This is a genomic window from Streptomyces sp. NPDC017520 (genome assembly GCF_044329855.1).
In the GTDB taxonomy this organism is placed as follows: Bacteria; Actinomycetota; Actinomycetes; order Streptomycetales; family Streptomycetaceae; genus Streptomyces.
Genome location: NZ_JBIRKB010000021.1, coordinates 65,299 through 91,724, shown reverse-complemented (window position 1 = coordinate 91,724; position 26,426 = coordinate 65,299). Strand labels below are relative to the sequence as shown.

General features: G+C 72.9%; 22 protein-coding genes. 8 read left to right on the top strand and 14 right to left on the bottom strand.

Annotated elements, in window-relative coordinates; genetic code table 11:
* Positions 1-60: 60 nt before the first annotated feature.
* The 5 genes from ACH4KB_RS33510 (at position 61) to ACH4KB_RS33490 (ending at position 7,196) form a co-directional block, all read left to right on the top strand.
* Positions 61-1,377, top strand: a complete 1,317-nt coding sequence (locus ACH4KB_RS33510; RefSeq protein WP_398070117.1) for an acetyl-CoA carboxylase biotin carboxylase subunit family protein — start codon at positions 61-63, stop codon at positions 1,375-1,377.
* 56 nt (positions 1,378-1,433) lie between these two features.
* On the top strand, positions 1,434-3,467 hold the full coding sequence (locus ACH4KB_RS33505; protein ID WP_398070115.1) for a CocE/NonD family hydrolase: 2,034 nt from the start codon (positions 1,434-1,436) through the stop codon (positions 3,465-3,467).
* 27 nt (positions 3,468-3,494) lie between these two features.
* Positions 3,495-4,751: a cation:proton antiporter gene (locus ACH4KB_RS33500; RefSeq protein WP_398070113.1), complete on the top strand. Its 1,257-nt coding sequence runs from the start codon at positions 3,495-3,497 to the stop codon at positions 4,749-4,751.
* Between the two features lie 81 nt (positions 4,752-4,832).
* Complete coding sequence (locus ACH4KB_RS33495; protein WP_398070111.1) at positions 4,833-5,399, top strand: PadR family transcriptional regulator; 567 nt, start codon at positions 4,833-4,835, stop codon at positions 5,397-5,399.
* A 63-nt stretch (positions 5,400-5,462) separates the two neighbouring features.
* Positions 5,463-7,196 carry an acyl-CoA dehydrogenase family protein gene (locus ACH4KB_RS33490; protein WP_398070109.1) on the top strand — a complete coding sequence of 578 codons (1,734 nt, stop codon included), beginning with the start codon at positions 5,463-5,465 and terminating at the stop codon, positions 7,194-7,196.
* A 297-nt stretch (positions 7,197-7,493) separates the two neighbouring features.
* Here ACH4KB_RS33490 and ACH4KB_RS33485 read toward each other — a convergent pair whose 3' ends face one another.
* On the bottom strand, positions 7,494-8,255 hold the full coding sequence (locus ACH4KB_RS33485; protein WP_398070107.1) for an IclR family transcriptional regulator: 762 nt from the start codon (positions 8,253-8,255) through the stop codon (positions 7,494-7,496).
* A 9-nt stretch (positions 8,256-8,264) separates the two neighbouring features.
* On the opposite strand from ACH4KB_RS33485, the gene ACH4KB_RS33480 reads away from it, so the two are divergent.
* Complete coding sequence (locus ACH4KB_RS33480; RefSeq protein ID WP_398070105.1) at positions 8,265-8,507, top strand: hypothetical protein; 243 nt, start codon at positions 8,265-8,267, stop codon at positions 8,505-8,507.
* 59 nt (positions 8,508-8,566) lie between these two features.
* Here ACH4KB_RS33480 and ACH4KB_RS33475 read toward each other — a convergent pair whose 3' ends face one another.
* The 12 genes from ACH4KB_RS33475 to ACH4KB_RS33420 all read right to left on the bottom strand — a co-directional run bounded on the left by ACH4KB_RS33475 (position 8,567) and on the right by ACH4KB_RS33420 (position 24,032).
* On the bottom strand, positions 8,567-9,949 hold the full coding sequence (locus tag ACH4KB_RS33475; RefSeq protein WP_398070103.1) for an amidohydrolase family protein: 1,383 nt from the start codon (positions 9,947-9,949) through the stop codon (positions 8,567-8,569).
* 65 nt (positions 9,950-10,014) lie between these two features.
* Positions 10,015-11,313, bottom strand: a complete 1,299-nt coding sequence (locus ACH4KB_RS33470; protein WP_398070101.1) for an amidohydrolase family protein — start codon at positions 11,311-11,313, stop codon at positions 10,015-10,017.
* Positions 11,314-11,535: 222 nt separating this feature from the next.
* Positions 11,536-12,267 carry a GntR family transcriptional regulator gene (locus tag ACH4KB_RS33465; RefSeq protein ID WP_398070099.1) on the bottom strand — a complete coding sequence of 244 codons (732 nt, stop codon included), beginning with the start codon at positions 12,265-12,267 and terminating at the stop codon, positions 11,536-11,538.
* Between the two features lie 51 nt (positions 12,268-12,318).
* Positions 12,319-13,089 (bottom strand): FkbM family methyltransferase, encoded by a 771-nt coding sequence (locus ACH4KB_RS33460; protein WP_398070097.1) that lies wholly within the window; start codon positions 13,087-13,089, stop codon positions 12,319-12,321.
* The gene (locus ACH4KB_RS33455) at positions 13,086-13,304 is read right to left on the bottom strand and encodes a Trm112 family protein (RefSeq protein ID WP_007453982.1); all 219 of its coding nucleotides are present in this window, start codon (positions 13,302-13,304) and stop codon (positions 13,086-13,088) included. Before ACH4KB_RS33455 ends, ACH4KB_RS33460 begins: the two co-directional genes overlap by 4 nt.
* Before the next feature lie 152 nt (positions 13,305-13,456).
* On the bottom strand, positions 13,457-14,350 hold the full coding sequence (locus ACH4KB_RS33450; protein ID WP_398070095.1) for a hypothetical protein: 894 nt from the start codon (positions 14,348-14,350) through the stop codon (positions 13,457-13,459).
* A 4-nt stretch (positions 14,351-14,354) separates the two neighbouring features.
* Positions 14,355-15,080, bottom strand: a complete 726-nt coding sequence (locus ACH4KB_RS33445; RefSeq protein WP_398070093.1) for a class I SAM-dependent methyltransferase — start codon at positions 15,078-15,080, stop codon at positions 14,355-14,357.
* On the bottom strand, positions 15,077-16,405 hold the full coding sequence (locus ACH4KB_RS33440; RefSeq protein WP_398070091.1) for a condensation protein: 1,329 nt from the start codon (positions 16,403-16,405) through the stop codon (positions 15,077-15,079). Before ACH4KB_RS33440 ends, ACH4KB_RS33445 begins: the two co-directional genes overlap by 4 nt.
* Complete coding sequence (locus ACH4KB_RS33435) at positions 16,405-20,832, bottom strand: alpha-(1->3)-arabinofuranosyltransferase family protein (protein ID WP_398070089.1); 4,428 nt, start codon at positions 20,830-20,832, stop codon at positions 16,405-16,407. The genes ACH4KB_RS33440 and ACH4KB_RS33435 overlap by 1 nt, the downstream gene beginning before the upstream one ends.
* On the bottom strand, positions 20,829-21,548 hold the full coding sequence (locus ACH4KB_RS33430; RefSeq protein WP_398070087.1) for a class I SAM-dependent methyltransferase: 720 nt from the start codon (positions 21,546-21,548) through the stop codon (positions 20,829-20,831). The genes ACH4KB_RS33435 and ACH4KB_RS33430 overlap by 4 nt, the downstream gene beginning before the upstream one ends.
* Entirely contained in the window at positions 21,545-22,738 is a 1,194-nt protein-coding gene (locus ACH4KB_RS33425; RefSeq protein WP_398070085.1) for a glycosyltransferase family 4 protein, read from the bottom strand. Before ACH4KB_RS33425 ends, ACH4KB_RS33430 begins: the two co-directional genes overlap by 4 nt.
* A gap of 310 nt (positions 22,739-23,048) precedes the next feature.
* The gene (locus ACH4KB_RS33420; protein WP_398070083.1) at positions 23,049-24,032 is read right to left on the bottom strand and encodes a DUF3068 domain-containing protein; all 984 of its coding nucleotides are present in this window, start codon (positions 24,030-24,032) and stop codon (positions 23,049-23,051) included.
* A 183-nt stretch (positions 24,033-24,215) separates the two neighbouring features.
* Here ACH4KB_RS33420 and ACH4KB_RS33415 point away from each other — a divergent pair, with 183 nt between their 5' ends.
* The gene (locus ACH4KB_RS33415; protein WP_398070081.1) at positions 24,216-24,368 is read left to right on the top strand and encodes a hypothetical protein; all 153 of its coding nucleotides are present in this window, start codon (positions 24,216-24,218) and stop codon (positions 24,366-24,368) included.
* A complete protein-coding gene (locus ACH4KB_RS33410; RefSeq protein ID WP_398070079.1) occupies positions 24,365-25,570 on the top strand; it encodes a helix-turn-helix domain-containing protein in 1,206 nt (401 codons plus the stop codon). The genes ACH4KB_RS33415 and ACH4KB_RS33410 overlap by 4 nt, the downstream gene beginning before the upstream one ends.
* A gap of 67 nt (positions 25,571-25,637) precedes the next feature.
* Here the strand turns inward: ACH4KB_RS33410 and ACH4KB_RS33405 are convergent, their stop codons facing one another.
* The gene (locus tag ACH4KB_RS33405) at positions 25,638-26,423 is read right to left on the bottom strand and encodes a 3-oxoacyl-ACP reductase (RefSeq protein WP_018958030.1); all 786 of its coding nucleotides are present in this window, start codon (positions 26,421-26,423) and stop codon (positions 25,638-25,640) included.
* Between the last annotated feature and the right edge of the window lie 3 nt (positions 26,424-26,426).

Here is a 26,426-nt window from a genome sequence, read left to right as displayed (position 1 = left end):
TGAACTCGCGCGCAGGGGTATACGGCGCAGATCCCGGACGACCTGTACGAAGGAGATCCTGTGCCCCGAGATCACCGCAAGAACATCTTCGTCATCGGAATGGACGAGGCCAATCTGCGGACCCTGGAGACCGTTCCCGACGCCGACGGCCACCGTCTCCATCCGCTGCTCACCATCAAGGAGCTGCAGGAGGAGAGCAACACCGTCGACGAGCTGATGACCCGCGCACGTGCCGTGCTCGACGCGCACGAGGGAGACATCGACGCGATCGTCGGCTACTGGGACTTTCCCGTGAGCACCCTCGTACCCATGCTGAGCAGGGAGTACGGCACGAGGAGCACCAGCCTGGAATCCGTGGTCAAGTGTGAGCACAAGTACTGGAGCCGGCTGGAGCAGCAGAAGGTCATCGACGAATACCCCCGCTTCGGCGTGGTGGATCTGCACAGTGACGACCCCCGGCCGCCGGACGGCATGAGCTTCCCCATGTGGCTCAAGCCCGCCCTGGCCTACTCCTCCGAGCTGGCGTTCGGCGTCTCGGACATGACGGAATTCCGGGCGGCGGTCACGGAGATACGCGAGGGAATAGCCCGGGTGGGGAAGCCCTTCGAAGCCATACTCGACCTTCTGGAACTGCCGCCGGAGATGGCGGGGGTCGGCGGGCAGGTCTGTCTGGCCGAGGAGGCCATGACCGGTATCCAGGTGGCCGTCGAGGGATATGTGCACCAGGGCGAGGTCACCGTCTACGGCGTGCTCGACTCGATCAACTACCCCGGCTCCTCGTCCTTCCTGCGCCACCAGTACCCCAGCACCCTCCCGGCCCCGGTGATCCAGCGGCTGCACGAGGTCAGCGAACGCACCATGCGGCAGATCGGCATGGACGCGGCGACCTTCAGCATCGAGTACTTCTACGACCCGAAGACCGCCGACATCAGCCTGCTGGAGATCAACCCCCGGCACTCCCAGTCGCACGCGGAGATGTTCGCGTTCGTCGACGGTGTGCCCAACCACCACCGGATGTTCCGGCTCGCCCTGGGCGGCGACCCGGCCCTGCCGTCCGGTGGCGGCCGCTACAAGCTGACCGCAAAGTGGTACTACCGCTGGTTCGGCGAAGGGCGCGTCCACCAGGTGCCGACCGCCGAGGAGATCGCGGCCATCGAACGGGAGATCCCGGGCGTACACATCGACATGGTCCCCTCCGAGGGCCAGCGGCTCTCCTCGGTCAAGGGCCAGGACAGCTACAGCTACGAGGTCGCCCACATCTTCACCGGCGGGGACGACGAGGACGAGCTGCGCCACAAGTTCGACGCGTGCGTCGCGGCCCTCGGTCTGAGCTTCGACGAGACAGAACCGGGCGGGCGCGGCCGGAATTCTTCGTGACGCCCCGGGTACCCGCCCCCACCGGACCCGACGTCAGGAAGGAAGCCGCCGCCCGTATGCGATACGTCGAGCAACTCCCGTACGAGACGGGGGAAGAGAACCACGTCACCATCACCATGGCGGACGGGGTGCGCCTGTCGGCCAGGATCTGGCGGCCCGCCTCGTCCGACGGGGAACCGGTCCCCGCGGTCGTGGAGTGCATCCCCTACCGCAAGAACGACCTCACCTCGACCCGTGACGCCATCCACCACCCGTACATCGCGGGCCACGGCTACGCCTGTGTGCGCGTGGACCTGCGGGGGACGGGGGAGTCGGAGGGCGTGCTCCTGGACGAGTACCTGGAGCAGGAGCAGCGCGACACCGAAGAGGTGCTGGCCTGGGTCGCCGCCCAGCCCTGGTGCGACGGGAAGACCGGCATGATGGGCATCTCCTGGGGTGCCTTCGCCGCTCTCCAGACGGCGGCCCGTCAGCCCGAGAGCCTGAAGGCCATCGTCATCGCCTCGTTCACCGACAACCGGTACGCGGACGACATGCACTACCTCGGTGGCGCCATGCTCTCCGACAACCTCGCCGAGGCCGGCACGATGTTCGCGTACGCCACCTGCCCGCCCGATCCCGAAGTGGTGGGGGAGCGGTGGCGCGAGATGTGGTCGGAGCGGCTGGAGGCCGCCCGGCCCTGGGTCCTCGAATGGCTCCGCCACCCCCACCGCGACGCCTACTGGCAGCACGCCTCGCTCAACGAGGACTACGCGCGGCTGCGCTGCCCCGTCCTCGCCTCCAGCGGCTGGGCCGACGGGTACTCCAACGCCGTCACCCGGCTCCTGGCCAACGTGGACGTCCCCCGCAAGGGGCTGATCGGCCCCTGGTCCCACAAACTGCCGCACCTCGGCGAGCCCGGCCCGGCCATCGGTTACCTCCAGGAAGTCGTCAAGTGGTGGGACCACTGGCTCAAGGGCATCGACAACGGGGTCATGGAGGGGCCGATGCTCCGGACCTGGATGCAGGACAGCGTCCCGCCCTCCACGTCGTACGAGGAGCGCCCCGGCCGCTGGGTCGCCGAGCCCTCCTGGCCCTCACCGCGGATCAAGGAAGTGGCGTACCCGCTGCGGGGTTCCACCATCGTGACGGCGGACGACGAGGAGCCCCTCCCGCGCGGCCGGGCCCGCACCGTCCAGTCCCCGCTCTCCGTGGGCCAGTTCGCCGGCAAGTGGGCCTCGTACAACGCCCCGCCCGACCTGCCCTACGACCAGCGTGAGGAGGACGGCGGCTCCCTGGTCTTCGAGACCGAACCGCTGGCCGACCGGCTGGAGATCCTCGGCTCGCCCTGCGTCGACCTGGAGGTCTCCGCCTCCGCTCCGGTCGCCCAGGTCACGGCCAGGATCTCCGACGTCGCACCCGACGGCCGCGCCACCCGGGTGACGTACGGCGTGCTGAACCTGACCCACCGCGAGAGCGACGAGCACCCCGAACCACTGGAGCCCGGCCGGCGCTGCCGCGTCCGCGTGCCGCTGAACGGGGTCGCGCAGGCGTTCCCGCCCGGCCACCGCGTCCGGCTCTCCCTCTCGACCTCGTACTGGCCCCTGGTGTGGCCGGCGCCGGAACCCGTCCTGCTCACCGTCCATGAGGACGGCGGCGAGCTGATCCTGCCCGTACGCCCCACCCAGGAACCGGACGGCATGCCCCAGGCGGACTTCGGGGAGCCGGAGGGCTGCCTGCCGCCCCCCGTCACCCGGATGAGCGAGCCCGAGCAGGCCTGGAACGTCTCCAGGAGCCTGGTGGACTACCACTCGGCCCTCGACATCGTGAAGGACCGGGGCATGCAGCGGTACGAGGAGAACGGCATCGAGGTGGGGCTGCGGGCCTGTGAGAAGTACACCTCCGTGGCCGACGACTTCACCTCCCCGAGCGGCCGGTCCGCGTGGACCATGCGGTTCTCCCGGCCCGGCTGGGACGTACGGGTCGAGACGAGCACCACCCTGACGTCGAACGCGGACGAGTTCACCGTCGACGCCACCCTGGACGGCTATGAAGACGGCCGCAGGGTCTTCTCCCGCACCTGGAACGAGACCGTTCCCCGGCATTTGGCCTGACGGCACGACAGGAGGCTGGGACCGCACGTGTCGATCACCACCGAAGGCGCGGTGTACGCCTGCCTCGGCATCGGAGCCTTCCTCGCCGCGGCGCTGCCCAGGCTGCTCTCCCGCCTGCCGGTCTCCGTACCGATCGTCTTCCTCGCCGCCGGAGTGATCCTCTACCTGACGCCGCTGCCGCTGCCCGCGGTCGACCCGGTCGCCGACCGTGCGTGGGTGCACCACACCGCCGAGCTGTGCGTGATCGTCTCGCTGATGGGGGCGGGCCTGGCCATCAACCGGCCCTTCGGATGGCGGCGCTGGTCCGCGACCTGGCGGCTGCTCGGGCTGGCGATGCCGCTGACGATCGGGGCGACGGCGCTCGCCGTCTGGTCCCTGCTCGACTGGCCGGTGTCCGCGGCGCTCCTGGTGGCCGCCGTCCTCGCGCCGACGGACCCCGTGCTCGCCTCCGAGGTGCGCGTGGGGGAGCCGTCCGCGGAGAAGGAGGACGAGGACGAGGTCCGCTTCGCGCTGACGAGCGAGGCCGGGCTCAACGACGGCCTGGCCTTCCCGTTCGTCCTCGCGGCCGTCGCCCTGGCCGCCGCCGGGGAGAGCTGGGCCGGGGGCTGGGTGCGGCACTGGGTCTGGAGCGACGTGTTCGTCCGGATCGGCGTGGGCGTCGCGGTGGGCCTCGCCATCGGCCTCCTGCTGGGGCGGGTGCTCTTCCGGTCCCGGGCCAGATCGCTGCGGCTCGCCGAAGAGGGCGAGGGGTTCGTGGCGCTGGCGGCGACCTTCCTGTCCTACGGTGTTGCCGAGGCCCTGCACGGGTACGGCTTCCTCGCCGTGTTCGCCACCGCGTGCGCCCTGCGCAGGTCGGAGCACAGCCACGGCTACCACCAGGTGATGCACTCCTTCGTGGAGCAGATCGAACGCCTGTTGATGGCCCTGCTCCTCTTCGGCGTGGGCGCGTTCGTCGCTTCCGGAGGCCTGGCCGCGCTCACCTGGAGGGGGGCGGCGGTCGGCGTGCTGCTGCACCTCCTCATCCGCCCGGCCGCCGGCCTGCTCGCCCAGTCGCGGGGCCCGGGCCGCCCGAACGAGCGCGCGGCCATCGCCTTCTTCGGGATCCGGGGCATCGGCTCGCTCTTCTATCTCGCCTACGCCTTCGGGGAGGGCGGATTCGAGCCTTACGAGAAGGAGATGTGGGCGATCGTCGTCTTCGCCGTCCTGATCTCCGTCGTGGTCCACGGAGTGGCGGCGGCCCCGGTGACCGCCTACCTCGACCGACGTTCGGCCAAGTCTCTCTGAATGTGCCCCGACCGGGTGAGCCGTGTCTCACCGGGGCCCCACGACTTGTCTATGCAACGAGTTGCATAGAAGGATCGCGGTATGGCCCTCGACCACGCGATCCTCGTCTCCCTGCTGGAGAAGCCCGGCTCCGGTTATGAGCTGGCCCGGCGGTTCGAGCGGTCCATCGGCTACTTCTGGACCGCCACCCATCAGCAGATCTACCGTGTGCTCGGGCGGATGGTGACCGACGGCCTGCTCCTCGTCCGCGAGGTGGAGCAGCAGAGCCGGCCGGACAAGAAGGAGTACTCCGTCACCGGGACCGGCCGCGCGGCCCTCGCCGCGTGGCTGCACAAGCCGATCGAACCGGAGAGCCTGCGGCACGACCTCGCCGTGAAGATCCGGGGCGCGGCCTTCGACGACCCGGCCGCCCTGATCCGCGAGGTCGAGCGGCACCACCAGGCGCACCGGGACCGGCTCGCGCACTACCTCGCCGGGGAACTGCGCGACTTCACCGGGCCCGAGGCCCCCGCGCCCGCGGACGCGGGCCAGGAACTCCAGCACGTCGTGCTGCGCGGAGGCATCGCGTTCGAGCGCATGACGATCGCCTGGCTCGACGACGTACTCGACACCCTCAACCGGCTCGCGGCCTCGGGGCCGGACGCCTGAACGGCGCCCAGGCCGCCACCTCCGTGACCACCACGACCCTCACCCTTCCCGGAAGGCACCGCCATGGCTGAGTCTTTGCTGTTCAACCCGCGCACCTACGACCCCGAGCACTTCGACCCGGAGACCCGCAGGCTGCTGCGCGCCACCGTCGACTGGTTCGAGGAGCGCGGCAAGCGCCGGCTGATCGAGGACTACCGCTCCCGCGCCTGGCTGGGCGACTTCCTCGCCTTCTCCGCGAAGGAGGGGCTGTTCGCCACCTTCCTGACCCCCGCCTCCGCCGCGGTGGACGGGGCGGAGACGGACCAGCGCTGGGACACCGCCCGGATCGCCGCACTCAACGAGATCTTCGGCTTCTACGGTCTGGACTACTGGTACGCCTGGCAGGTGACCATCCTCGGTCTCGGCCCGGTCTGGCAGAGCGACAACGCCGCCGCCCGCGACCGGGCGGCCGGGCTCCTCTCCCAGGGCGAGGTGTTCGCCTTTGGCCTCTCCGAGAAGACCCACGGCGCCGACATCTACTCCACCGACCTGCTGCTGGAGCCGGACAGCGAGGTCGAAGGCGGCTTCCGGGCCTCCGGCTCCAAGTACTACATCGGCAACGGCAACGCCGCCGGTCTCGTCTCCGTCTTCGGCCGGCGCACGGACGTCGAGGGCCCCGACGGTTACGTCTTCTTCGCGGCCGACAGCCGCCACGAGGCGTACCACCTGGTGAAGAACGTCGTCGACTCCTCCAAGTACGTCAGCGAGTTCCGCCTCGCCGACTACCCGGTGGCCCCCGCCGACATCCTGCACACCGGCCGAGCCGCGTTCGACGCCGCGCTCAACACCGTCAACGTCGGCAAGTTCAACCTCTGCACCGCCTCCATCGGTATCTGCGAGCACGCGATGTACGAGGCCGTCACCCACGCGAGCAACCGCATCCTTTACGGCCGCCCCGTCACCGCCTTCCCGCACGTGCGCCGCGAGCTGACCGACGCCTACGTCCGGCTGGTGGGGATGAAGCTGTTCAGCGACCGCGCCGTCGACTACTTCCGCTCCGCCGGGCCCGAGGACCGCCGTTACCTGCTCTTCAACCCGATGACGAAGATGAAGGTGACCACGGAGGGCGAGAAGGTCATCGACCTCATGTGGGACGTCATCGCCGCCAAGGGCTTCGAGAAGGACAACTACTTCGCCCAGGCCGCCGTCGAGATCCGGGGCCTGCCGAAGCTGGAGGGCACGGTCCACGTGAACCTCGCGCTGATCCTCAAGTTCCTGCGCAACCACCTGCTGGACCCGGTCGACTTCCCGGCCGTCCCGACCCGCACGGACGCCGCCGACGACGCGTTCCTCTTCCGGCAGGGACCCGCGCGCGGCCTCGGCTCCGTGCGCTTCCACGACTGGCGCCCCGCGTTCGACGCGTACGCCGAGGTGCCCAACGTCGCCCGCTTCCGTGAGCAGGCGGACGCCCTCTGCGCCTTCGTCGGGACGGCCGCCCCCGACGAGGAGCAGAGCCGCGACCTCGACCTCCTCCTCGCCGTCGGCCAGCTGTTCGCACTCGTCGTCCACGGCCAGCTGATCCTGGAGCAGGCCCGCCTGACCGGCCTGGACGAGGAACTGCTCGACGAACTGTTCGCCGTGCTCGTACGCGACTTCTCCGCACACGCCGTCGAGCTGCACGGCAAGGACTCCGCCACCGAGGACCAGCAGAACTGGGCGCTCGGAGCGGTACGCCGCCCCGTCGTCGACGCGGCCCGTTCGGCGCGGATCTGGCAGCGCGTCGAGGCGCTGTCGGGAGCGTACGAGATGGCGGAGTAGCCCGCTCCCGGGCGGCCGACGGCGGGGGCGGCAGGCCGGGGGCCGTTCCGTTTGCGGGGCGGATGACATCGCGGTTCACCCCCGGCCCGTCCGATCCGCTGTGGGCGGCGACGCAGGTCGAGCCCTCGCGCAGGCCGCTCTACCGGGCCGGGGCCGACCCTGGCGCCGAGCATCGCCGCGGGTGAGGCGCCCGACACCCTCAAGGACCAGCGGGTCGTCTCACTCGACCTGGTCCGCCATGGTCGCCGGAGCCCAGTTGCGAGGCCAGTTCGAGGAGCGGCTGAAGAAGGTCACCCGTCAGCTCCCCGGAAGGGTCAGCCGCCGTGTGACGCGCAGCGCCGACTCCAGCAACCGCGCCCTGACCTCCGAGGTCCGGTACATCCGGTCCGACCGGAACGAGATGCCGATCGAGCCGACCTGGTCACCGCTGTACACAGGAGCCGCCGCACACGTCGTGCCCCGTGCGTACTCTCCCCGGTCCAGCGAGAGCGGGCCCGCGGGGGCGGAGTCGAGCTGCCGCAGCAGCTCCTCACGAGAGGTGATGGTGCGGGGGGTGAGGTCGGCCAGCGAGTGCCGGGAGAGGTAGCCGGCGCGGGCCTCCTCGTCCAGCTCGCGGAGCACGCTCTTGCCGAGCGCGGTGGCGTGTCCGGCGTCGTGGAAGCCCACCCACAGGTCCACCCGTGGGGCACGCGGGTTGTCGACGATCTCCAGGACCCGGATCTCCCCCTCGTCGTACAACGTCAGGTAGGCGGCGGCGGACAGGCTGTCGCGCAGCGACGACAGCAGCGGGCGGATGTGCTCCCGCAGCGCCTGGCCGTCGATGGCGGTGTGCCGCAGCGAGTCGCGCTCACGGAGGGTGAACGCGTCGTCGTCCAGCTCGTGCAGATAGCCGTCCCGGGCGAGCTCGTGCAGGAGCCGTCGGGCGGTGGGCTCGGGCAACTCCGCCTCCTGGGCCAGCTGCCGCACGGAGGCGCCGTCCCGGTGCGCCGCGGCGGCCTCCAGCAACCGGAGGTCCTGCCGGACGGACACCCCCGGCTCGGGGCCGGCCTGGTCACCCATGGCACCAGCATGGACCCGGTGCCGGAGAGCGGCAAGGCCGCTCCGGCGGGCGGGAAGGTGCCGGCCCCGCCGCGTTACGGACCGTACGCCGCCGTGGTACGCCTCCGATGCGGCCCAGCCCTGACCCGCCCCGACACCACGCAACGGCAGCCCGCCGCGCCGCGCCCCGAGCGGACGGGGCTGACCCCCTGCCGCTACATCACCATCGACCTCACGGTCTGGCGCAAAGCCGAGGAGGTGCGGCAGAGTTGACGGTCCATCACTCCCGGTCCCGCGCCCGTTATCGACGGGCAGCGGGGCCGGCACGGGCGTCAGTCGCGGACGAGCTCGCCGTCCCGGGCGACGATCCGCCCGCCGCGCACCACCATCTCGCGGCGCGGCAGGTCGACCACGACCTGCGGGAGGCACTCCCCGCGCACCAGCAGGAAGTCGGCCGGCGAACCGGGCTTCAGGTCCGCCTCCGGCAGCCCCAGGAGCCGGGCCGCGCCGTCGGCCCCCGAGCGGAAGGCCGCCTCCAGCTCCTCGTCGAGGCGGGCGTCCTGCACCTGGGCCAGCAGGTGCGAGCGGTGCAGCATGTCCGCGTTGCCGAACGGGCTCCAGGAGTCCCGTACGCCGTCCGAGCCGAGGCCCACGTGGACCCCGAGCTCGCGCAGCCGGCCGATCGGCAGCACCAGGTCCGACGAGGGGGCGACCGTCGTCAGGGAGATCCCGGCGTCCGCCAGGTCCGCCGCCAGCCGGTCGAGCTCCCGCTCGGGCAGTCCGGGCACGCAGAAGACATGGCTGACGGTGACCTTGCCCTGCAACGACAGCGCCCGGGTGCGGTCGATGATCGCGCGCAGCGACTCCAGCCCCGTCGCGGCCCGCTCGTGCAGGTGGATGTCGACGCCCACCCCGTGCCGGTCCGCGATGCCGAAGACGATGTCGAGCTGCTCGTCGAGCGCCTCGTCGAACCCGATCGGGTCGATGCCGCCGATCCGGTCGACCGCCCCGGTGCGCGCCGCCTCCTCCAGCAGCTCCTCCGTGCCCGGTGTACGGACCACCCCGTGCTGCGGGAACGCGACGATCTCCACGTCGAGCGCGTGCCGCAGGGCCCTGCGGGCGGATCCGACGCCCTCGACGCCCACCAGGCCGTAGGCGGGAGCGACGTCGACATGGGCCCGCATCGCGCGGGTGCCCTGGGCGACGGCGTGGCCCACCAGGCGCTCCGCGCGCTCCTTCAGGGGAGTCCGCAGCGCGTGGAAGAGCTTCACGTCCTCGGCGGTGTACTCCGCGATGGAACCCGCCGGATTCCGCGTCACCCAGGGCTCGCCCCACGCCGTCTTGTCGGGGTGGATGTGCGCGTCGACCAGGGTCGGCAGCGCGATCCTGCCCCCGCAGTCGACGATCTTGGCGCCGCGCGGCGCGGGCTCCGCGGTGATGACGCCGTCGACGACGGTGAGGTCGACGGGCGGCGTCGCCCCGTAGGGCCGCACGTTCCTGAACACCGTGGCGCGCGCGTGCCGGCCCGTGCGCTCCGGCTGCTCCGTGATCCGGTCGGCGGCGGACGGCGACGCTCCGCCGGTCCGGGGCGCGGCGGCGGCCTCGGACCCGGGCGCGGTAAGGGCGGCGGTGGTGCCCGCGAGGGCGGCGGCGCCGGCCAGCATGGAGCGCCGGGAGAGACCGGCGGTGGGGGCGGCGGTGGAATCGGCATGCATCGAGGGCTCCTTCGAAGGGGAGTGGGAGGGCGGAGGAGGCTGCGGAAGGGCGGGTGAGGGCACGGTCAGGCGGTCGGTACGGGGAACCCTGCCCGCACCACGCGCGCCGGGCGGCTCAGCACGCCGAGGTCGGCCAGCGGGTCGCCGTCCACCACCAGGACGTCGCCCGCGAAGCCCCGCGCCAGGCGGCCGGCCGTGGAGTCGAACCCGAGGAGCTTCGCGGCGCCCGTGGTCGCCGTGCGGATCGCGTCCAGGGCGGAGAGCCCGGCAGCGTGCATCAGCTCCACCTCGCGGCCGATCGGGTCGACCGTTCCGCCCGAGGAGTCGGTGCCCGCGGCGAGGGGGACGCCCAGCTCGTGCGCCGCGAGCACCGCCCGCTTCAGTACGGGCAGATAGCTGCGACCGCGCTCCGCCAGGACCGGGTCCGAGGATTCGGCGAGCCCGGCGATGGCGGTGAGCGTCGGCGTGAAGTAGGTGCCCCTGCGGCGCATTTCGCGCAGGGTGCGCTCGCCGACGAACGCCCCGTGCTCCAGCGAACGGATCCCGGCCGTGACCGCGTCGTGGCAGCCCTTCTCGCTGTAGCTGTGGCAGAGCACTCCCTTTCCGCCGCGCCGCGCCGCCGCCACGATCGTGGACAGCTGCTCGTGGTCGTAGACCTGGACGAGCGGGTCCTGTTCCGGCAGTCCGGCGCGTTCGTTGACCCGGGTTTTGATGGTGTCGGCCCCCCGCGCGAGGTTGACCTCGACCACCCGGCGCAGTGCCTCGGCCGAGCGCACCCCGTCGCGCAGCCGGGCGAGCGGCACGAGCTCCGGGTCGGCGAGGATCGTGTCGCCGAGGTCCGGGGTGACGAAGATTCCCGCGGCCCGGAGCCGGGGCGCCCGCTCCGGTGCCTGGCGGGCCAACTCCCGTACGGCGACGTCCTGGTAGAAGTTGGTCGAACCGCTGCGCGCGCTGGTCGCGCCCTTGAGGACCGCATCCCGCGCCTCGGCGGCCGTGTTGAGATGGATATGGGCGTCCACCAGGCCGGGCAGGATCCACTGTCCGTGGGCCCGCAGTACCGGTACGCCGGAAGGCGTCCGCGTCCCGAGACGGCCCCGGGGCCCGGCCGCGCGGACGACGCCCCCGATGATCACGACCACCGCGTCCTCGGTGACCTCGCCCGTCAGCGGGTCGAGCAGCCTGCCGCCCTCCACGACCAGATCGCCGCCCCGGCCCGACGAACCCCGGGACGCGGCCGACGCGGCGGACGCCGCGGGAGCGGCCTGGGCCAGGACGGCGGACGTCCCGGCCAGGGCGGCGGCGCCCGCGAGCACACCTCGCCGGGTCAGCCGGCCGGAGGGGGGCGGGGTGTTGTCGACGCACATGGAAAGGCTCCTTCGGCCGCGGCAAGCGGAAGCGAATATGGGAGCACTTTGTATACCAGGATGGTTGACGGTCTGGGAAGGAGTGATTCCGCTCCACGCACGTGCGGGAAACGTGCAGCTCTAGGGCGCATCAGGTGAATGCGGGGCGGGGTGTGAGGCGGGAGCGGGGGAGCTCTCCCACGGGAAGGCCCACCTGGTATACAAACCCATCTGGTATGCAAACTAGGCGTTGTCGAACAGGGACCGCAGCGCTACGGCTCGGCTGTCCCGTACGTGCAGCAGCGTGCTCGCCGCCGCGGACTCCTCGTCGCCCGTCGCGATGTACCGGAACATGACCGCGTGCTGGGCGCGCATGTGCTCCGGCTCCTCCCGCATCCCGAACAGCAACTGGAGCTGGCCGCTGAGCTGCTCCATGGTGCGAGCCAGCATCGGGTTGCCGCTCAGGGCGACGATGTCCTCGTGGAAGGCGGTGTGGGCCGCCACCTCTCGTGCCCCCTCGTCGTCGGTCGCCGCCTGCTCCGCCCGGTCGAGGGAGATCCGCAGCGCGGTGACGCCCGGCGGCTCCGCCGGGGCGGACCGCGCCACCCGCCGTGCCGCGAGCCGGGAGGCCTGGACGGCGAGCGGCTCCCACACCTCGTACAGGTGCTCCACGTCGGCCCGCTCCATCCGCCGCACCCTGACCCCGCTGTGCGGCAGCAGCTCCAGGAGCCCTTCACCCACCAGGGCGCGCAGCGCCTCGCGGACCGGGACGCGGGACATGCGCAGTTCCTCGGCCACCTCGCGCTCCACGAGGCGGGCGCCCTGCGGGTAGCGGCGGTCGACGATCCGCTCCCGGACCGCGTCCCGCGCGCGGGCGCTGAGCGACGTGCGCTCCGGGGCGCCCGCCCGCTCGCTCCCGGGATCGTCCGGCAGTGCCCGGTCCCGCCCTGCGCTGCTGCCCGTCACGTACGCCATCCTCCGTTCGCCATGCCCCCCAGGGCCGAGGGTACGCGGGGCCCGCGCCCGTCAGGCCGTGCCCGGGGTCCGTCCGTCCGGCAGGAAGAGCACCGAGTTGATGTAACGCTCCCGGCGCGGGACGAGGGCCCGGCGCAGCAGACCCTGGTGCACCAGGTGTTCCGTCCGCGCCTGGTGGGCCACCAGGTCGAACCCGTCGAGCGCGATCCAGCGCCTGCCCGCCAGGAGCCAGCCCGCGTAGCCCTGGCCGGTCAGCAGGTCGATCGCCGGAGCGATCGGGCCGAGCCGGCTCTCCAGCTCGATGAGGAGGACCGGACGGTCCTTGCGCAGCAGCTCCGCCGCACCGAGCAGCGCCGCCCGCTCGCCGCCGTCGACGTCCATCTTCACGAAGCCGACCCCGCGCAGCCCGAGACTGTCGACGGTGATCGACGGCACCTCCAGGCAGTGCGCGTGGATGTCGCGGCGGGCCAGCGACGACACCCCCCGGTCGCCGCTGTCCCCCTCCGGGAACCACAGCCGCGCCGTGCCCGCCCGGTCGGTCGCCGCGCCCTGGACCACCCGGGCGTTCGACGGCAGCGTCCGGCGCAGGTGTTCGGCCAGATGCGGCACGGGCTCGATGGTGACCACCTCGGCGCAGCGGGCGGCGAGCCGCCGCGACCAGGGGCCGTACCAGCCCCCGATGTCGAGGGCGACGGCGTCCGGCGGGCAGAAGTCGGCGAGCCGCCGGAGCTCGGGCTCGAAGCGCGGATACAGGGCGACGGCGGCCGAGCCGACGAGGCCCCCGGGCAGCCGGGACGCCACCGCCGCGGCGAACGTGGTCACGTGGCCGAGGCCTTGAGCCGGGTGAGCAGCCGCTCGTGGTCGTCCGCCCCGACCTTCCGGCCCGATGAGGGCAGCAGCTGCGGGATGCCGTCCACGATCGGGTAACTCAGACGCAGCCGGGGGTTGTAGAGCGCCTCCTCCTCGGCCAGCAGGGACAGCGGGCCCTTGTCGAGCGGGCAGGCCAACAGGGCCAGCAGCGGGTCGTCGGGGTTCATCGGGTGGCTCCTTGGTGTCGGAGGTGTCGGAGGTGTCGGAGGTGTCGGAGGTGTTGGAGGGGTGGGAGGTGTCGCGGCTGTCGGCGGCGTCCGGGGCGTTGGAGGTGTCGTGGGGTGTCGTGGGGTGTCGGACACGGCGTGCCGTATCCGGGTCAGGACGGGGCGGCGGGCTGCGGATCATGGCGCGGCATGGCCAGCAGGACGGAGAGGGCGAGCGCCGTGCCGCCCACCCGCAGGGCCAGCAGCAGCGGATCGTCGGGCAGCGTCTCGCCGAAGGCGAGCGTCCCGAGGACGGCGGTGAACAGGCTGGTCACCGTGGTGCACACCGGCACGATGAGGGAGGCCCGGCAGCGCTGCAACGCCGTCTGCGACATCACCAGACCGGCCCCCGCCGTGAACAGCAGCAGATACGGATACGGGGACGCCAGCAGCGACAGCGCGGCCTCGCCGGGACCGGTGCCGGTCAGGCGGCTGGACGTGCCCTTGATGGCCAGCGAGCTGACCCCGTAGAGCAGGCCCACCGCCACCCCGTATCCGATACCGCTGGTCGGGACCCGGTGCCGTTTGGCCGCCCGGCTCTCGACCCGTACGTACAGCAAGACGCCTGCCCCCAGCGCGGGCACGCAGACCAGGAGCACCAGCGCCCACGGCGCGCCGCCGCTCACCACGTCCTCGCCCTCGCGCACCGAGGCGACGACCATCAGCAGGGCCACCAGCACCCCGCCCAGCGCGTAGCGTTCGCGGCCCGTCGACTCCTCGCCGAGCACGGCCGACGACAACAGCAGGAGCAGCACCAGACCGGAGACGAAGATGCCCTGCGCCGCCGCGATCGGCAGCGCCCGGTAGACGATCAGCTGGGCCCCGAACCCGGCCGCCAGCGCCAGCGCGCCGACGATCCACAGCGGACTGGTCAGCAGCACCCCGACCACCCGAAGCGGCCGGCCCGCCGAGAGCGCGGGCAGCGAGCCCAGGGCCCGCTTCTCCACCACGAACCCCACGCTGTACAGCGCGTTGGCGACCAGCGCCGCGCCGACACCCCACCACATCGCGCTACCTCCGCCGCGCGTGGGCCAGCAGGATCGAGGCCGCCCCGGGCACCGCGCACGCCGCCCGGTCCAGCAGCCGCAGCGGACGCGGCACCCCGTGGAAGGGGGCACCCGTGATCCTCACGTCGGCGAAGCCGGACGCCGCCAGGAACGAGCGCAGCGCACGGGCCGTGTACAGCCGCAGATGCCCGACCACCTCCGAGCCGGGACGGCCGTGGATGCCGCGCAGGCTGACCTCCGAGAACACCGGCTGCACCCCGGCGAGCAGCAGCGCCCGGTTGTACCAGGCCGCCAGGTTCGGGGTGGACAGCATCAGATGGCCGCCGGGCCGCAGGACCCGCCGCAGCTCGTCCAGCGCCTGGTCAGGATCGACCAGATGCTCCAGGATCTCGCTGAACAGCACCGCGTCCGCGCACCCGTCGGCCAGCGGCAGCCCGCCGTGCTCCAGCTCGCCGCGCACCACGAGACCCATCCGGGGCCCGGCCCTGCGCAGCGCGTCCTGCGACCAGTCGACGCCGATCAGCCGGTGACCGGCGAGAATCGGGGCCGCCGTGGCCGCCGCCGTGCCGTCGCCGCACCCGATGTCGAGGATCACCTGCCCCGGCGCGCCCAGCGCGTCGGCCAGCAGCCGCGCCTGCCGCAGGGTGCGCCCGTCGCCCGAGGCGACGGGAACGGCCGGGTTCTCGTAGAAGCCCCGCAGCCCGGGCGGGGGAGAGGCGGTGCCGGTCATACGGTCTCCGAGGACGTCGATGCCAGGTGACGGGTGAACAGTTCGCGCAGGCGTACGCCGTCCTCGTCGCCCAGCAGGGTGCGCGACCAGCGCAGCGTCAGATGCAGCCGGCCACCCGTGGACGCCGTGGTGAACGTCAGCCCCCGGGGCATCCGGGCGGGCGCGGAGAACCACACGGCGGTGGCCCGGCCCGCCTCCCCGAAGTCCAACGGGTACGGCACCCGGCCGATGTTGCTCAGCAGCGTCGTCGAGGTCCACGGCCCCGCCAGCACCCGCAGCCCCCGGGTGAGGACGGCGCGGGCGGCCACCGGCAGCAGCGGCGCGGTCAGCAGGGAGGCGGAACGGCCCAACGGGGGGCGGGGGCGCGCCTTGAGCGCCCGGGTGCGCTCCGCGGTCGCCCGCAGCAGTGCCGGGACGTCGGCCCCGGGCGCCAGCTCGGACGCGGCGAAGCCGACCTCCACCAGCCGGGTGCCGTTCCCGATCGGCATCTCGGGGCCCCGGGTGCGGTCGTCGACCGGCATGGTGATCCGCAGCGGCCGGCGGTCGGCCCCCGGCGCGCCCCGCTCCCGGTTCCAGTCGGCCACCGTGAGGGCGGTGGCCACCATCAGCTGGTCGTTCACCGTGTAGGGCGCGCCGGACTCCCGCTTCGGGACGGGCAGTTCGACCAGCAGCATGGCGTTGCCCGGCACCGGCGCGGGCCCGGGCGAGCCCGCCGCGATCCGGGCGGGCCGGGCCAGCGGCGCCGCAGGGGACTCCGCGACGAGCGGCTCGGACGCCGGCCGCGCGGGTGCGGGGGCCGGCGGGACGTGGTGCGCGCCGTAGACCTCGGCGGCCGTCGCCGCCAGCCGCATGCACGCCGGGCCGTCGAGGGCGGTGTGGTGCACGGTGAAGAGCAGCACACACCCCTCGGTCCCCGGCTCCTCGACCACGGCGAGCCGCAGCGGCGGCGACGCCGTCAGCGGAGGGGCCTCGTCCAGCGCCCGCGCCCGGGCCCGGGCGAGCGCCCCGGGCGCGGACGGCGGAAAGGAGACCGGATCCGTGTCGGGACTCCCGGTCAGCTCCCACTCGTAGCGCCGGGCGAACGGGGACCGGGGGCGCTCCCGCATCAGCGCCCGGGGATGCCGGGCGAGCGCCTCGGCGAACGCGGAGCGCAGCCGGGCCTCGTCCACCCGGCCGGGCAGTTGGATCTCGATGTGCACGGTGTTCGGCTCGGCGTCCTGCGCACAGTGCCGGGCCACCTCGTCGACCACCGGGAACGGCACCCGGGCCGGGGCCCCGGGCCGGGGCGCACCGCCCCGCGCCCGGGGATGCCGCGTGGTCGCCATCAGGTGCTCCCTCCGGGACGGGACGGCGGCGGCTGCTGACCGCCGAGCTGCTGCGACGGTCCTTCACCGCCATCACCGCCATCACCGCCATCACCGCCGCCTCCCTCGCCCGAGCCCGAGCCCGAGCCCGAGCCGGATCCGTACCCGCTTCCGGGCGCCGGCGGCGGGGCCCCCTGCGGACGCTTCGGGTCGGTGGACAGCGTCCGGCCCGAAGCGGCGGCGGCCTGCGCCGGAACCGTGGGCGCCTCGCCGTCCGCGGCGGCCGTGCCCCGGCCCCCGGCGGCCCGCCTGCCGAGCGGCTCGCGCCCGACCGTGACCAGGGCGGCGAACAGGCCGACCAGCGCCAGGAACTGGGCCGTCGCGCCGAACGCGCCCTCGCCCGCCGCCGTGGTCTCCCCGGTGCCCACCGCGGCGACGACACCCGCGGCGGCCATCGCCGCGAACGCGACGGGCGCGAGCAGCCTCGGCCGGAAGTGGGCGAGTACGGCGAGGACCGGCACCGCCAGGGCGAGCGGCCCCGCGATCACCACCCCCACCAGGGTGAGCGCCACGGTGCCCAGGACCAGACCCGGACCCGGCACGACGGGCTGCACCTCGGCCGCGTACGGCCCGGCTCCCCGCCGGCGCACGAAGGCGAGCCCCACGAGCGCCAGGAGCAGGACCCCCGCGCCGATCAGCCCCACCTGGTAGATCCGGGCCGGCTCGTACTCCAGGGTGACCTTGCCGCCCTCGCCCTCCGGGACCAGCCAGGCCTGCTGCCAGCCGTCGATCCGCAGCGGGGTCAGCTCCTCGCCGTCCAGGGTGGCCTTCCAGCCCTTGTTGTGGTTCTCGTGGATCTGGAGGTAGGAGGCCTCGCCCGCGCCGACGGCGATCGTGCGCCGGTCGCCGTCGCCCCGCTCGACGTCCACCGAACGCGGCGTGCCCGCCGGGGCCTTCGGGGCCCCTTTGCTCAGCGTGACGTCCGTGATGGCGAGCGGTCCCGCCTCACCCGCCTCGACGGTGGTGGACGAGGCTGCCAGCTCCACCGTGCCGCCCTCGGTGCACGGTGTGACCTCGATGGGGCGGCGCTGCGTCAGGTCCCGCACCAGGCCCTCGGCGCGGGTCTCCAGGAACGTACCGCCGACGGACAGGACCGGACCCTTGCCGCAGGCCAGGCTGAAGGTCTTGTCCGGCTTCGGCTGCGGCGAGCGGTACTCCTCCAGGGCCGGGACGTAGACCTCGCTCAGCCCCACCGGCAATTGCAACTGGTCGTCGGCGACCGGGTTGTGGACGGTCAGCGGAGCCTGACGCGAGATGGTGATGTCCATCCGGTCGGTCCTGATGGGCGAGAAGCGGGCCATGCCGTTCTCGTCCACGGAGGCCACCGCCGTGCCGTCGGGGGAGCTGATCTGCACCTGCTCCGGGCGGGTGGACAGACCGCCGGCCGCCGCGAAGACGATCTCCCCGACCTCCTTCTTCTCCGGCCAGGACAGACGCAGCGTGGGGCGTTCGCCCGCGATCCACGCCGTGGTCAGATCACCGTCGGTCAGGTTGCGCGGAGTGAGGCTGGTGCCCAGCCGCGCCGTGGAGTCGGCGCTCACCTCGATCTTGTCCCGCTCGCCCGTCAGCTCGAACAGCAGCTTGTCCAGAGCCTCGCCGGGCACCGGAACCGCGCTCGCGGACACCTGGTACGCGCCCGCCTCCTGCGCGGTGAACTGCCGGTGCAGGCCGACCTCGGCCGCCACCGACGACAGACCGCCGGGGTCGCTGCCCCGCCGCAGCGAGTAGAGAGTGGAGTCCGCGCCCTCACGGGGCGCGTCGGAGGGCAGCTCCAGCATCCGGGTCACCTGCACCCCGGGGATCGCGATGTCGGTGAAGCCGGCACCGGTGAGCCCGGGACGCCCCTGCTGGGACTCCAGGATCGTCACCTTCAGCCAGGACGCCTGCCCGGTGGGCGCGGCCACCGTCTGCGCCGATCCGTCCGTCTTCAGCGGGCTGTCCTTGAAGCCCCGCTCGGTCTCGACCCGGACGACGGTCGGCGCGGCCCGCACGTTCGCGCTGGGCAGCGGCGTCACCTGGAGCGAGGCCGGAAGCTCTGTCGGGGTGGTGAAGTCGATCCGCACCCACTCGTCCTCGGGAGAGCCCGGGGACCCCTCCGCCCAGCCGGTGTCCGGGTTGCCGTCGAAGGCGTTGACCGGGTCGTACTGCGGCAGATGGAACAGCCAGTTCCCCACCGACGAGGCGCTGACCTTCTTGGCCCCGCGCAGCACGGCCGTCGTCTGGTGCTCCGCGCCGGAGGTCGGCAGGATCTGCCGGGGGCTCCGGTCCGGATCCTGCGCGGCCTGAACCGCGTTGCGCTCATCGGCGGTGTACGTGTACGAGGTGTTGGAGTTGACCAGCCCGAACCGGGTGTCGGCGCGCCGCAGCCCGTCGCCCGCCGCGTACAGCGACGGCCGCCCCAGACCCGGGTGCGCGTCACCGGCCAGCACGGCCGGCCGGCCGTTCAGCGCGCCGCTCGCCGACAGCGGCAGCAGGGACTCGGGGCCGCCGCTCACGACGGCCGTCGAGGCCACCGGGGACGTGGTCGCCCGCCCCGGACGCTCCGTCCCGGCGGGCGGCTCGTAGATCTCCACGGCCCGCTGCCGCGGATAGAGGCCCTCGACCTGCACGGGGGTGTCCGCCGCGATCCGGCCGCCGGTCATCACCGGACCGAAACCGGTGACGCGCCGGTACCCGGACGCCTCCAGGGTGCGCTTCACCGTGGCCGTGGGGACGTACCCCAACTGGTCGGGATCCAGGTCGTTGCGGACCACCACATAGTGCAGCCCCGCCCGGTCGAGGTACTCGCTCAGCCCGGGGACCTCGCCGCCGGTGGTCAGCGCCTGCTCGACGGCGTCCATCGCCCGACGGTTGCCCGGTGTGCCGAACGGCACGTAATCCCGTTGCGCCCAGGGCGAGTTCGCCAGCACGTCCAGCGGCTGGTCGATGGGGGAGCCCCAGGTGTAGATGCCGTGCGCGGTCGCGGGGACCACCAGGGCGCGGTCGTCTCCCGAGTTCTTCTCCAGCCAGCTCCCGGTCGTCCCCCAGTACGTGGGCAGCTGCTGGAACGAACCGGTCTGGAGGATCGAGCCGTTGACGTACGGCCAGGCGAGACCCGGCAGCACGAGCGCGGCGGCGATCACCGGCACGAGCCGGCGGGTGCGCACCGCGTTGCCGCCGCCACGCGCAGCCGCGGCGACGGAGGCCACCGCCGTCAGGTGCGCGAGGCCCAGCGCCAGGGCCAGCGCAAGACCCGTCTGGAACTTGTAGATGTTGCGGAACGGCACCAGCCAGCCGTCCAGCCACTCCTGCACGGTCCCGTGGAACAGCCCGCCCAGCGCACCGCCGTAGCCGGCGAGCGTGATGAGCGCGACGCTCAGCACGGTCAGCACCAGCCAGCGCCGCTCGGGCAGATCACGGCGCGCCAGCCCCGCCAGGCCCAGGGCGGCGGCGAGCGCCGAGCCCAGGATGGTGACGGTCGCGGTGGCGACGGTCCAGCCGGCGGGCAGCCAGGCCTCGCCGAAGTTCAGATAGCCCACCCAGTTCCCGCCGCCGCGCAGCACCTCGGTCGCCGACATGGTCGTCGTCGTGGTGTACGAGGACTCCACGTACGGCATGAAGTTCTCGCCGTAGACGCCCAACAGCAGCAGCGGAACGATCCACCAGGCGGTCGCCAGGATCACGCCCGGAATCCACCAGGCCAGCAGGGCGCGCTTGCGCGGCCCGCCGGGCCGGGACAGCAGATACAGCCCCACCGGCAGCAGCGAGGCCAGGGTGGACGCGGCGTTGACGCCGCCCATCAGCGGGATCAGCAGCGCGGACCGGGCCGCTGCGATCCTCGGCGCGAGCCGCGGGTCCGTCAGCGGCAGCAGCACCCACGGCAGCAGGGCGCCCGGCAGGGCCGCCGCCGACGTCGAGCCCACGACGATGGTGTACGTCGGCCACAGCGCGTACGCGACCGCGGCCGGCAGCCGGGTGGCCGGGGAACCCACGTGCAGCCGCTCCGCCAGCCGGAGCGCACCCCAGAAGGCGGTCGCCACGATCAGCGACAGCCACAGCCGCTCCGCGAGCCAGACCGGTACGTGCAGCAGGTCGGCGGCCCCGTAGTACGGCAGCATCGGAATGGCGTAGCCCACGTACTGGTCGGCGATCCCGCCGAACCCGGCCCGGCTGTGCCACAGCTCGCCCAGGTCGCCCAGGAAACGCCAGGGGTCCGCGACGACGCCGAGCTTGGTGTCGAACGTCATCCGGCCGGGCGACACCGCGAGGAACGCCGCGAACACGGCGGCCCAGAAGCCCAGCAGCCAGCGCCGTGAACGGGGCGTGGGCGGTCCGTCGGCGGGACCCGAGGGCGCGGGACCCGCGCCCTCGGGGGCCGTGGACCGGGGTGGGTGGACAGCGCTGGTCATGAACACCGCCGGAGGATGAGGAGGAGGTTCCAGGTGGCGAATTCCCGCAGGACGGGGATGCGCGGCACGAGCTGGGGAAGGACGGGCCAGTAGCGCGAGCGTGCTGAGACGACGGACACGTCGGAGCGGCTCCGGACGTGGCCCAGGGTCTCCCCGACGCCGATCTTGAAGAGGTTCTCGCCGAGCCGGTGCTTGGCCGGGTGGCCGGTGCGCCGCTCGTAGCGGCTCCGGGCGCGTTCGGCGCCGAGGTAGTGCCAGGGCGCCCACTCGTGGCCGCCCCACGGGGAGAGCCAGTTGGTGTACGAGACGTAGATGAGGCCGCCGGGGCGGGTCACCCGCGCCATCTCGCCGAGGAAGGTGTGCGGATCGGCGACGTGCTCCAGCACGTTGGAGGAGAAGCAGACGTCGGCCGCGCCGTCGGCGAGCGGCAGCAGATATCCGTCGGCGACGACGGTGTCCGCGCGCTGCCCGGGGCCGATCTCCGCCGGATCCGGCTCGAAGAGGTAGCTGTGCGCCCCGCGCCGCCGGAACTCCCGGGTGAAGTAGCCGTCGCCGCCGCCGATGTCCACGACGACCTTGTCCCGGAGCGGGCCGTGCCGCTCGACCTGGTCGGCCGCGTCACGGGCCAGCAGGGTGTACGCCGTGGCGGGGTCGCCCTGTTCGCGCAGGAAGGCGCGGAACAGGGCGGCCGACCGCCGGAACGATGGATCCTTCACGCGCTCGCGCCGATCGTCGGGGCGTTCGGGCCGTCCGCCGCCGGAGCCGCGGAACTGGCCGCCGCCTCGGCGGCCACCGCCGCGAACCTGCGCACACTGGCGGTCCACCGGTAGTCGGCGGCCCGTTCGCGGGCCGCCTTGCCCATCGCCTCGCGCCGCTCGTCGTCCAGCGCCAGCGCGCACCAGGAGGCGGCGAAGGAGGACGCGCCCGGGGCGAGGATCCCGGTGACACCGTCCTCGACGGAGTCGCGCAGCCCCGGCACGTCGAAGCCCAGGGTCGGGGTGGACCGGGCCGCGGCCTCCGTGACGACGAGACCCCACCCCTCCACGGCCGCCGGGTGCAGCAGCATCCACGCGGCGCAGAGCAGCCGGTGCTTCTCCGCCTCGGTCACATGACCGGCGAACTCCACGCCAGAACCGGCAAGTTGTTCCAGCCGGCCCCGCTCGGGGCCGTCGCCGACGATGACGAGCCGACCGCCGGTGACCGGCCGGACCCGCTCCCAGAGCTGGAGCAGCAGATCGATGCGCTTGTAGTCGACGAGCCGGCCCAGCGCCACGAACAGCGGGGTGGCGGACCGTGCGCCCTGCGGGCCCGGCTCCTGGACTCCGTTGTGCACCACGCGGATCCGCCGGTCGGGCACGCCCAGTTCGCGCAGGGCGCCCGCCGTGGACGGGGACACCGCGACCATCAGGTGGTCGCGGTAGGCCCGGGACAGGGCCCAGTGTTCGAGCTTGCGTCCGGCCCGGGCCACCGGCGCCGGGAAGCGCATGTCCCACAGGTCGGTGTGCACGTGGTTGACCAGGCAGACCGTGGGTCCGCGATGCCACAGCGGGGCCAGGTACGGCATGCCGTTGCAGACCTCGACGAGCAGGTCGCACGTGCCGATCCGCCGGGCGAAGGCGGACCGCGCGCCGAGGTAGTGCCCCAGCGCGGAGCCTGCCGAGACGACCCGGTAGGGCCGGCGGGCGGCCGGTCCGCCGCACAGCAGCGTGACGTCGTGGCCCTGCTCGGTAAGACCCAGGGCGAGCTGGTCGACCAGCAGCTCGGAGCCGCCGGCGGCCGGATTGTCCAGGTCGCGGTGGGCGAGGAAGACGATGCGTCTCGGGGTCGCGGGGACCGTGACGGGCGCCGGGCCCTGACCCGGACGCGCGACGGCGTCGAGCAGTGGGGGAGGGACGTGCTGGGGCATGGGTGCTCCAACTCGGCTCGGGGGGCGGGGACTGGGGGAGCGGCCCTCGGGGCGAGGGCCGCTTGGAGCGGGAGACGTACCGGGGGGCCGGGACGGGGGCGCGCCGGGGGCCGGGCAACCCGGCTGCGGGGCGAGGGATCGAGAAAAGTGATGAGAGAGAAAGACGGTGAGGGTGGTGAGGGTGGTGAGGAAGTGAAGAGGGGAAGGGCGGACAGGAACGAGACCGGGGGGCCGTGCTCTGGTGGGGATAGACAGTTTTCGGCACGGGTACGCGCCCGGCTACTCACCAGTGCAACAACTTGCCGGTAACTCAGATGTGCGGAATCGTCATCATGTGAGTGTTCGGCGCTTCCGGCTCCGTTCGGCGGCCCCGGACGACGAGCACGACGCCCGCCAGCGCGAGCACACCGCCCAGCCCAGCGGCCCCGGCCGGCGCGGTCGTGCCGAGCATCGCCAGCCGGTCGCTGTCCGCCGACGCCAGCTCGACCTGCTTGAGCTGGGTCTCCTCGGTGAACTCCACCCGCCTGCTCTCCAGGAGCACGACGGCGTCCTTCTCGGAGCCCGGGGCGCGCAGCGTCTTCCTCGGGCCGATCGCCGCGTTCATGATCCTGCCGGTCCGCCGGTCGACCACCAGCTCGATGCCGCTGTTGGAATACCACTCCTCGGCCAGCACCTGGGGGATCTTCTTCTTCCCCACGAGCAGTCCGGGCACCTGGCGCACCCCGGTCCTGGTGGGCTCGACCTCGCCCTTGAAGAGCAGGCCGGAGTAGCCCTGAACCTCCTGCTCACCGGCGTAGGAGAGCCGCACGACCCCGCCGAGCGTGCTGTCCCACCAGCGGTAGGAACGCTTCTCGACGTCGAAGGGGAACTTCAGATAGGCCTCCCCGTCGAAGGTCGGGGATTCCTCGCAGCAGTGGACCGGCTCGTTCGTGACCCGGTCGGTCACCCAGCGCTCCAGCGTCCACTGGAGGGCGTCACGGGGGTCCGATGCGGGCAGGGTGTCCCGGTGGTCGACCGAGGTGGAGACGTCCCACACGGCGTTGCCGCTCTTCTCGCTGTCGGCCACGTCCCCGCGCACCTGCCGCGTGATCGTGATCGTTCTGCCCTCGACCGTCTCCACCTCGGACGTGTCGAAATAGCTGCCCGTCCCGGTGAAGACGGTGGTGGTGTCGATGTCGATGGGGGTGCGCTTGGCGTGCGGCTGGACGTACCAGACGAGCAGCGGCGCGAGGACGAGCAGGAAAACCCCTGCCCCCAGCAGGACAAGCGACAGGGGTGAAGCGTTGTGGCGCATCCGGGCACTCCTGGGTCGAATCTCTTCGCGGAGGTGCACGGGCCCGGGCCGGTCAGCCCTTGATTGGCGTGAACAGTAAGCAAGCCCTTGACGGAATGTCAATGTGCTGTCGACACTGTGTCCCAGCCGGAGGGGCCCGGCTGACGGGGTGGGGATCGCCTCCAGCAAGGAGCTGACCCAACCATGCGCAGACTCATCGCCGCCGCTGTCACCGTGTCGGTGGCCGCCACACTCGCCGTGGGTGCGGCGGTCGGTGTCGTGGCACTGCTCGACGCCACTCCCGACCAGCCCAATACGCCCCTGATCAGCTATGACACCGCCCCGGCGGTTCCGTGACCCGCCCGGCCTGGCAGGACGTCCCCCGGTCGAAGCTCGACCGTTTCGAGGCGATCGCCCGGTCCGAGGCCCCCGAACTCGCTCAGATGATCCTGTACCAGATTCGCCAGGAATATCCCTATCTGCAACTGGTCGAGGACGAGTCCGGGGAGCCGCTGGCCCTCGTCGGAATCCGCCGTGCCATCGAAGGCTTCGTCCACAACCTCACCGCCGGCGCCCACCCCCGGGTGCCGCCGGAGATGTTCCAGGAGTTCGGACGCGGCGAGGGACTGGAGGGCCGCAGCCTCGACGCGCTCCAGGCCATTTACCGCCTCGGCGTCCGGCTCACCTGGCGCAGGCTCGCCGAGATCGGCCAGCAGGCCGACATCCCCGCGCCCGCCATGTACGAGCTGGCCGAATCGGGGTTCGAGTATCTGGACGGGCTCGTGGAACAGTCGGTACGGGGCTACGCCGAGGCGGCGGCCCGGCGCGCCAGCGAACGGCTCCGCCTCCAGCGCCAGCTGATCGAGCTCCTCCTGGTGGAGCACCGGGGCGATGTGTCGGTGGCCCTGTCCGAGCGGGCCGCCCGCATCGGCTGGGAGCTCCCGGAGACGATCGCCGTGGGTGTGCTCATGCGCCCGGCCCGCGAGGCCGTGGCCCCGGCGGTCGGGCAGGGCATTCTGCTGGAGATGGAGAGCGAGCAGCCGCGCATCGTCATCCCGGACCCGGACACGGCGGGCCGTGCGGAGACCCTGCGGCGCGCCACGGCCGGCTGGTCCGGGGCGGTCGGCCCGGCGGTCCCCCTGGCGGCCGCGGCGACCTCGCTGCGGTGGGCGGAGACCGCCGTCCAGCTGATCAATAAGGGGCTGCTGCCGCAGGGCGAGGTGCTGTACTGCACCGAGCGCACGGAGGAACTGCTGCTGCTCCCCGCCGAGGAGCTGATCGACGCGTCGGCCCGACGCTGCCTCGCCCCGCTGGAGGGCCTCGGTCCGACCCAGGCCCGGCGCCTGGCCGAGACTCTGCTCGCCTGGATCGAGACCCCCGGCGGCGCCCCGGAGGTGGCCGCCCGCCTCGGCATCCACCCCCAGACGGCCCGCTACCGGCTGCGGCAGATCCGCGAGCTGTGGGGTGACGCCATCGACGAACCCGATCAGCGCTTCGAGATGCTCCTGGTGCTCCGCGCCCGGCGTCTCCGGGGCGATCCGGCAGCCACCGCGGGCTGAACGGCGAACGGGCGGCCGGACGTCCGCGAACGTCCGGCCGCAGCCGACCCCGTCGGGACTGCCGGGATCAGACCGGGGTGACGTACGCCCCGGCGATCCCGCCGTCGACCAGGAAGTCCGTGGCGTTCACGAACGAGGAGTCGTCGCTCGCGAGGAACGCGACGGCGGCGGCGATCTCGGTCGGCTCGGCGAACCGGCCGACCGGGATGTGCACCAGACGCCGGGCGGCCCGCTCCGGGTCCTTGGCGAACAGCTCCTGGAGCAGCGGGGTGTTGACCGGGCCGGGGCACAGGGCGTTGACCCGGATCCCGTCGCGCGCGAACTGCACCCCCAGCTCGCGCGACATCGCCAGGACCCCGCCCTTGGACGCGGTGTACGAGATCTGCGAGGTGGCCGCGCCCATCCGGGCCACGAAGGACGCCGTGTTGATGATGGAGCCCTTGCCCTGCTCGCGCATGTAGGGGATCGCCGCCTTGCAGCACAGGTACACGGAGGTCAGGTTGACCTCCTGCACCCGCCGCCAGGCCTCCAGGCCGGTGTCCAGGATGGAGTCGTCGTCCGGCGGGGAGATCCCCGCGTTGTTGAACGCGATGTCGACCGAGCCGTAGGTGTCGAACGCGGCCTTGAAGAGGGCGTCCACCTGGTCGGCGTCGGTGACGTCGGTACGGACGAAGAGCCCGCCCGCCTCCTCGGCGGCCGCCTTGCCGCTCTCCTCGTCGACATCGGCGCAGACGACGTGCGCGCCCTCGGCGGCCAGCCGCCGGACGGTGGCCAGGCCGATGCCGCTGCCGGCCCCGGTGACGACGGCGGTGCGGCCGACCAGGCGGCGGCAGACGGAAGAAGTGTCGGTCATGGT

Coding starts and splice junctions, on each gene's coding strand:
- ACH4KB_RS33440 (WP_398070091.1), bottom strand. CDS start 16,405: ATGGCGACCACGCGGCATCCCCGGGCGCGGGGCGGTGCGCCCCGGCCC.
- ACH4KB_RS33445 (WP_398070093.1), bottom strand. CDS start 15,080: ATGACCGGCACCGCCTCTCCCCCGCCCGGGCTGCGGGGCTTCTACGAG.
- ACH4KB_RS33415 (WP_398070081.1), top strand. CDS start 24,216: ATGCGCAGACTCATCGCCGCCGCTGTCACCGTGTCGGTGGCCGCCACA.
- ACH4KB_RS33480 (WP_398070105.1), top strand. CDS start 8,265: ATGGACCCGGTGCCGGAGAGCGGCAAGGCCGCTCCGGCGGGCGGGAAG.
- ACH4KB_RS33405 (WP_018958030.1), bottom strand. CDS start 26,423: ATGACCGACACTTCTTCCGTCTGCCGCCGCCTGGTCGGCCGCACCGCC.
- ACH4KB_RS33485 (WP_398070107.1), bottom strand. CDS start 8,255: ATGGGTGACCAGGCCGGCCCCGAGCCGGGGGTGTCCGTCCGGCAGGAC.
- ACH4KB_RS33420 (WP_398070083.1), bottom strand. CDS start 24,032: ATGCGCCACAACGCTTCACCCCTGTCGCTTGTCCTGCTGGGGGCAGGG.
- ACH4KB_RS33435 (WP_398070089.1), bottom strand. CDS start 20,832: ATGACCAGCGCTGTCCACCCACCCCGGTCCACGGCCCCCGAGGGCGCG.
- ACH4KB_RS33495 (WP_398070111.1), top strand. CDS start 4,833: ATGGCCCTCGACCACGCGATCCTCGTCTCCCTGCTGGAGAAGCCCGGC.
- ACH4KB_RS33470 (WP_398070101.1), bottom strand. CDS start 11,313: ATGTGCGTCGACAACACCCCGCCCCCCTCCGGCCGGCTGACCCGGCGA.
- ACH4KB_RS33465 (WP_398070099.1), bottom strand. CDS start 12,267: ATGGCGTACGTGACGGGCAGCAGCGCAGGGCGGGACCGGGCACTGCCG.
- ACH4KB_RS33490 (WP_398070109.1), top strand. CDS start 5,463: ATGGCTGAGTCTTTGCTGTTCAACCCGCGCACCTACGACCCCGAGCAC.
- ACH4KB_RS33475 (WP_398070103.1), bottom strand. CDS start 9,949: ATGCATGCCGATTCCACCGCCGCCCCCACCGCCGGTCTCTCCCGGCGC.
- ACH4KB_RS33455 (WP_007453982.1), bottom strand. CDS start 13,304: ATGAACCCCGACGACCCGCTGCTGGCCCTGTTGGCCTGCCCGCTCGAC.
- ACH4KB_RS33425 (WP_398070085.1), bottom strand. CDS start 22,738: ATGCCCCAGCACGTCCCTCCCCCACTGCTCGACGCCGTCGCGCGTCCG.
- ACH4KB_RS33505 (WP_398070115.1), top strand. CDS start 1,434: ATGCGATACGTCGAGCAACTCCCGTACGAGACGGGGGAAGAGAACCAC.
- ACH4KB_RS33450 (WP_398070095.1), bottom strand. CDS start 14,350: ATGTGGTGGGGTGTCGGCGCGGCGCTGGTCGCCAACGCGCTGTACAGC.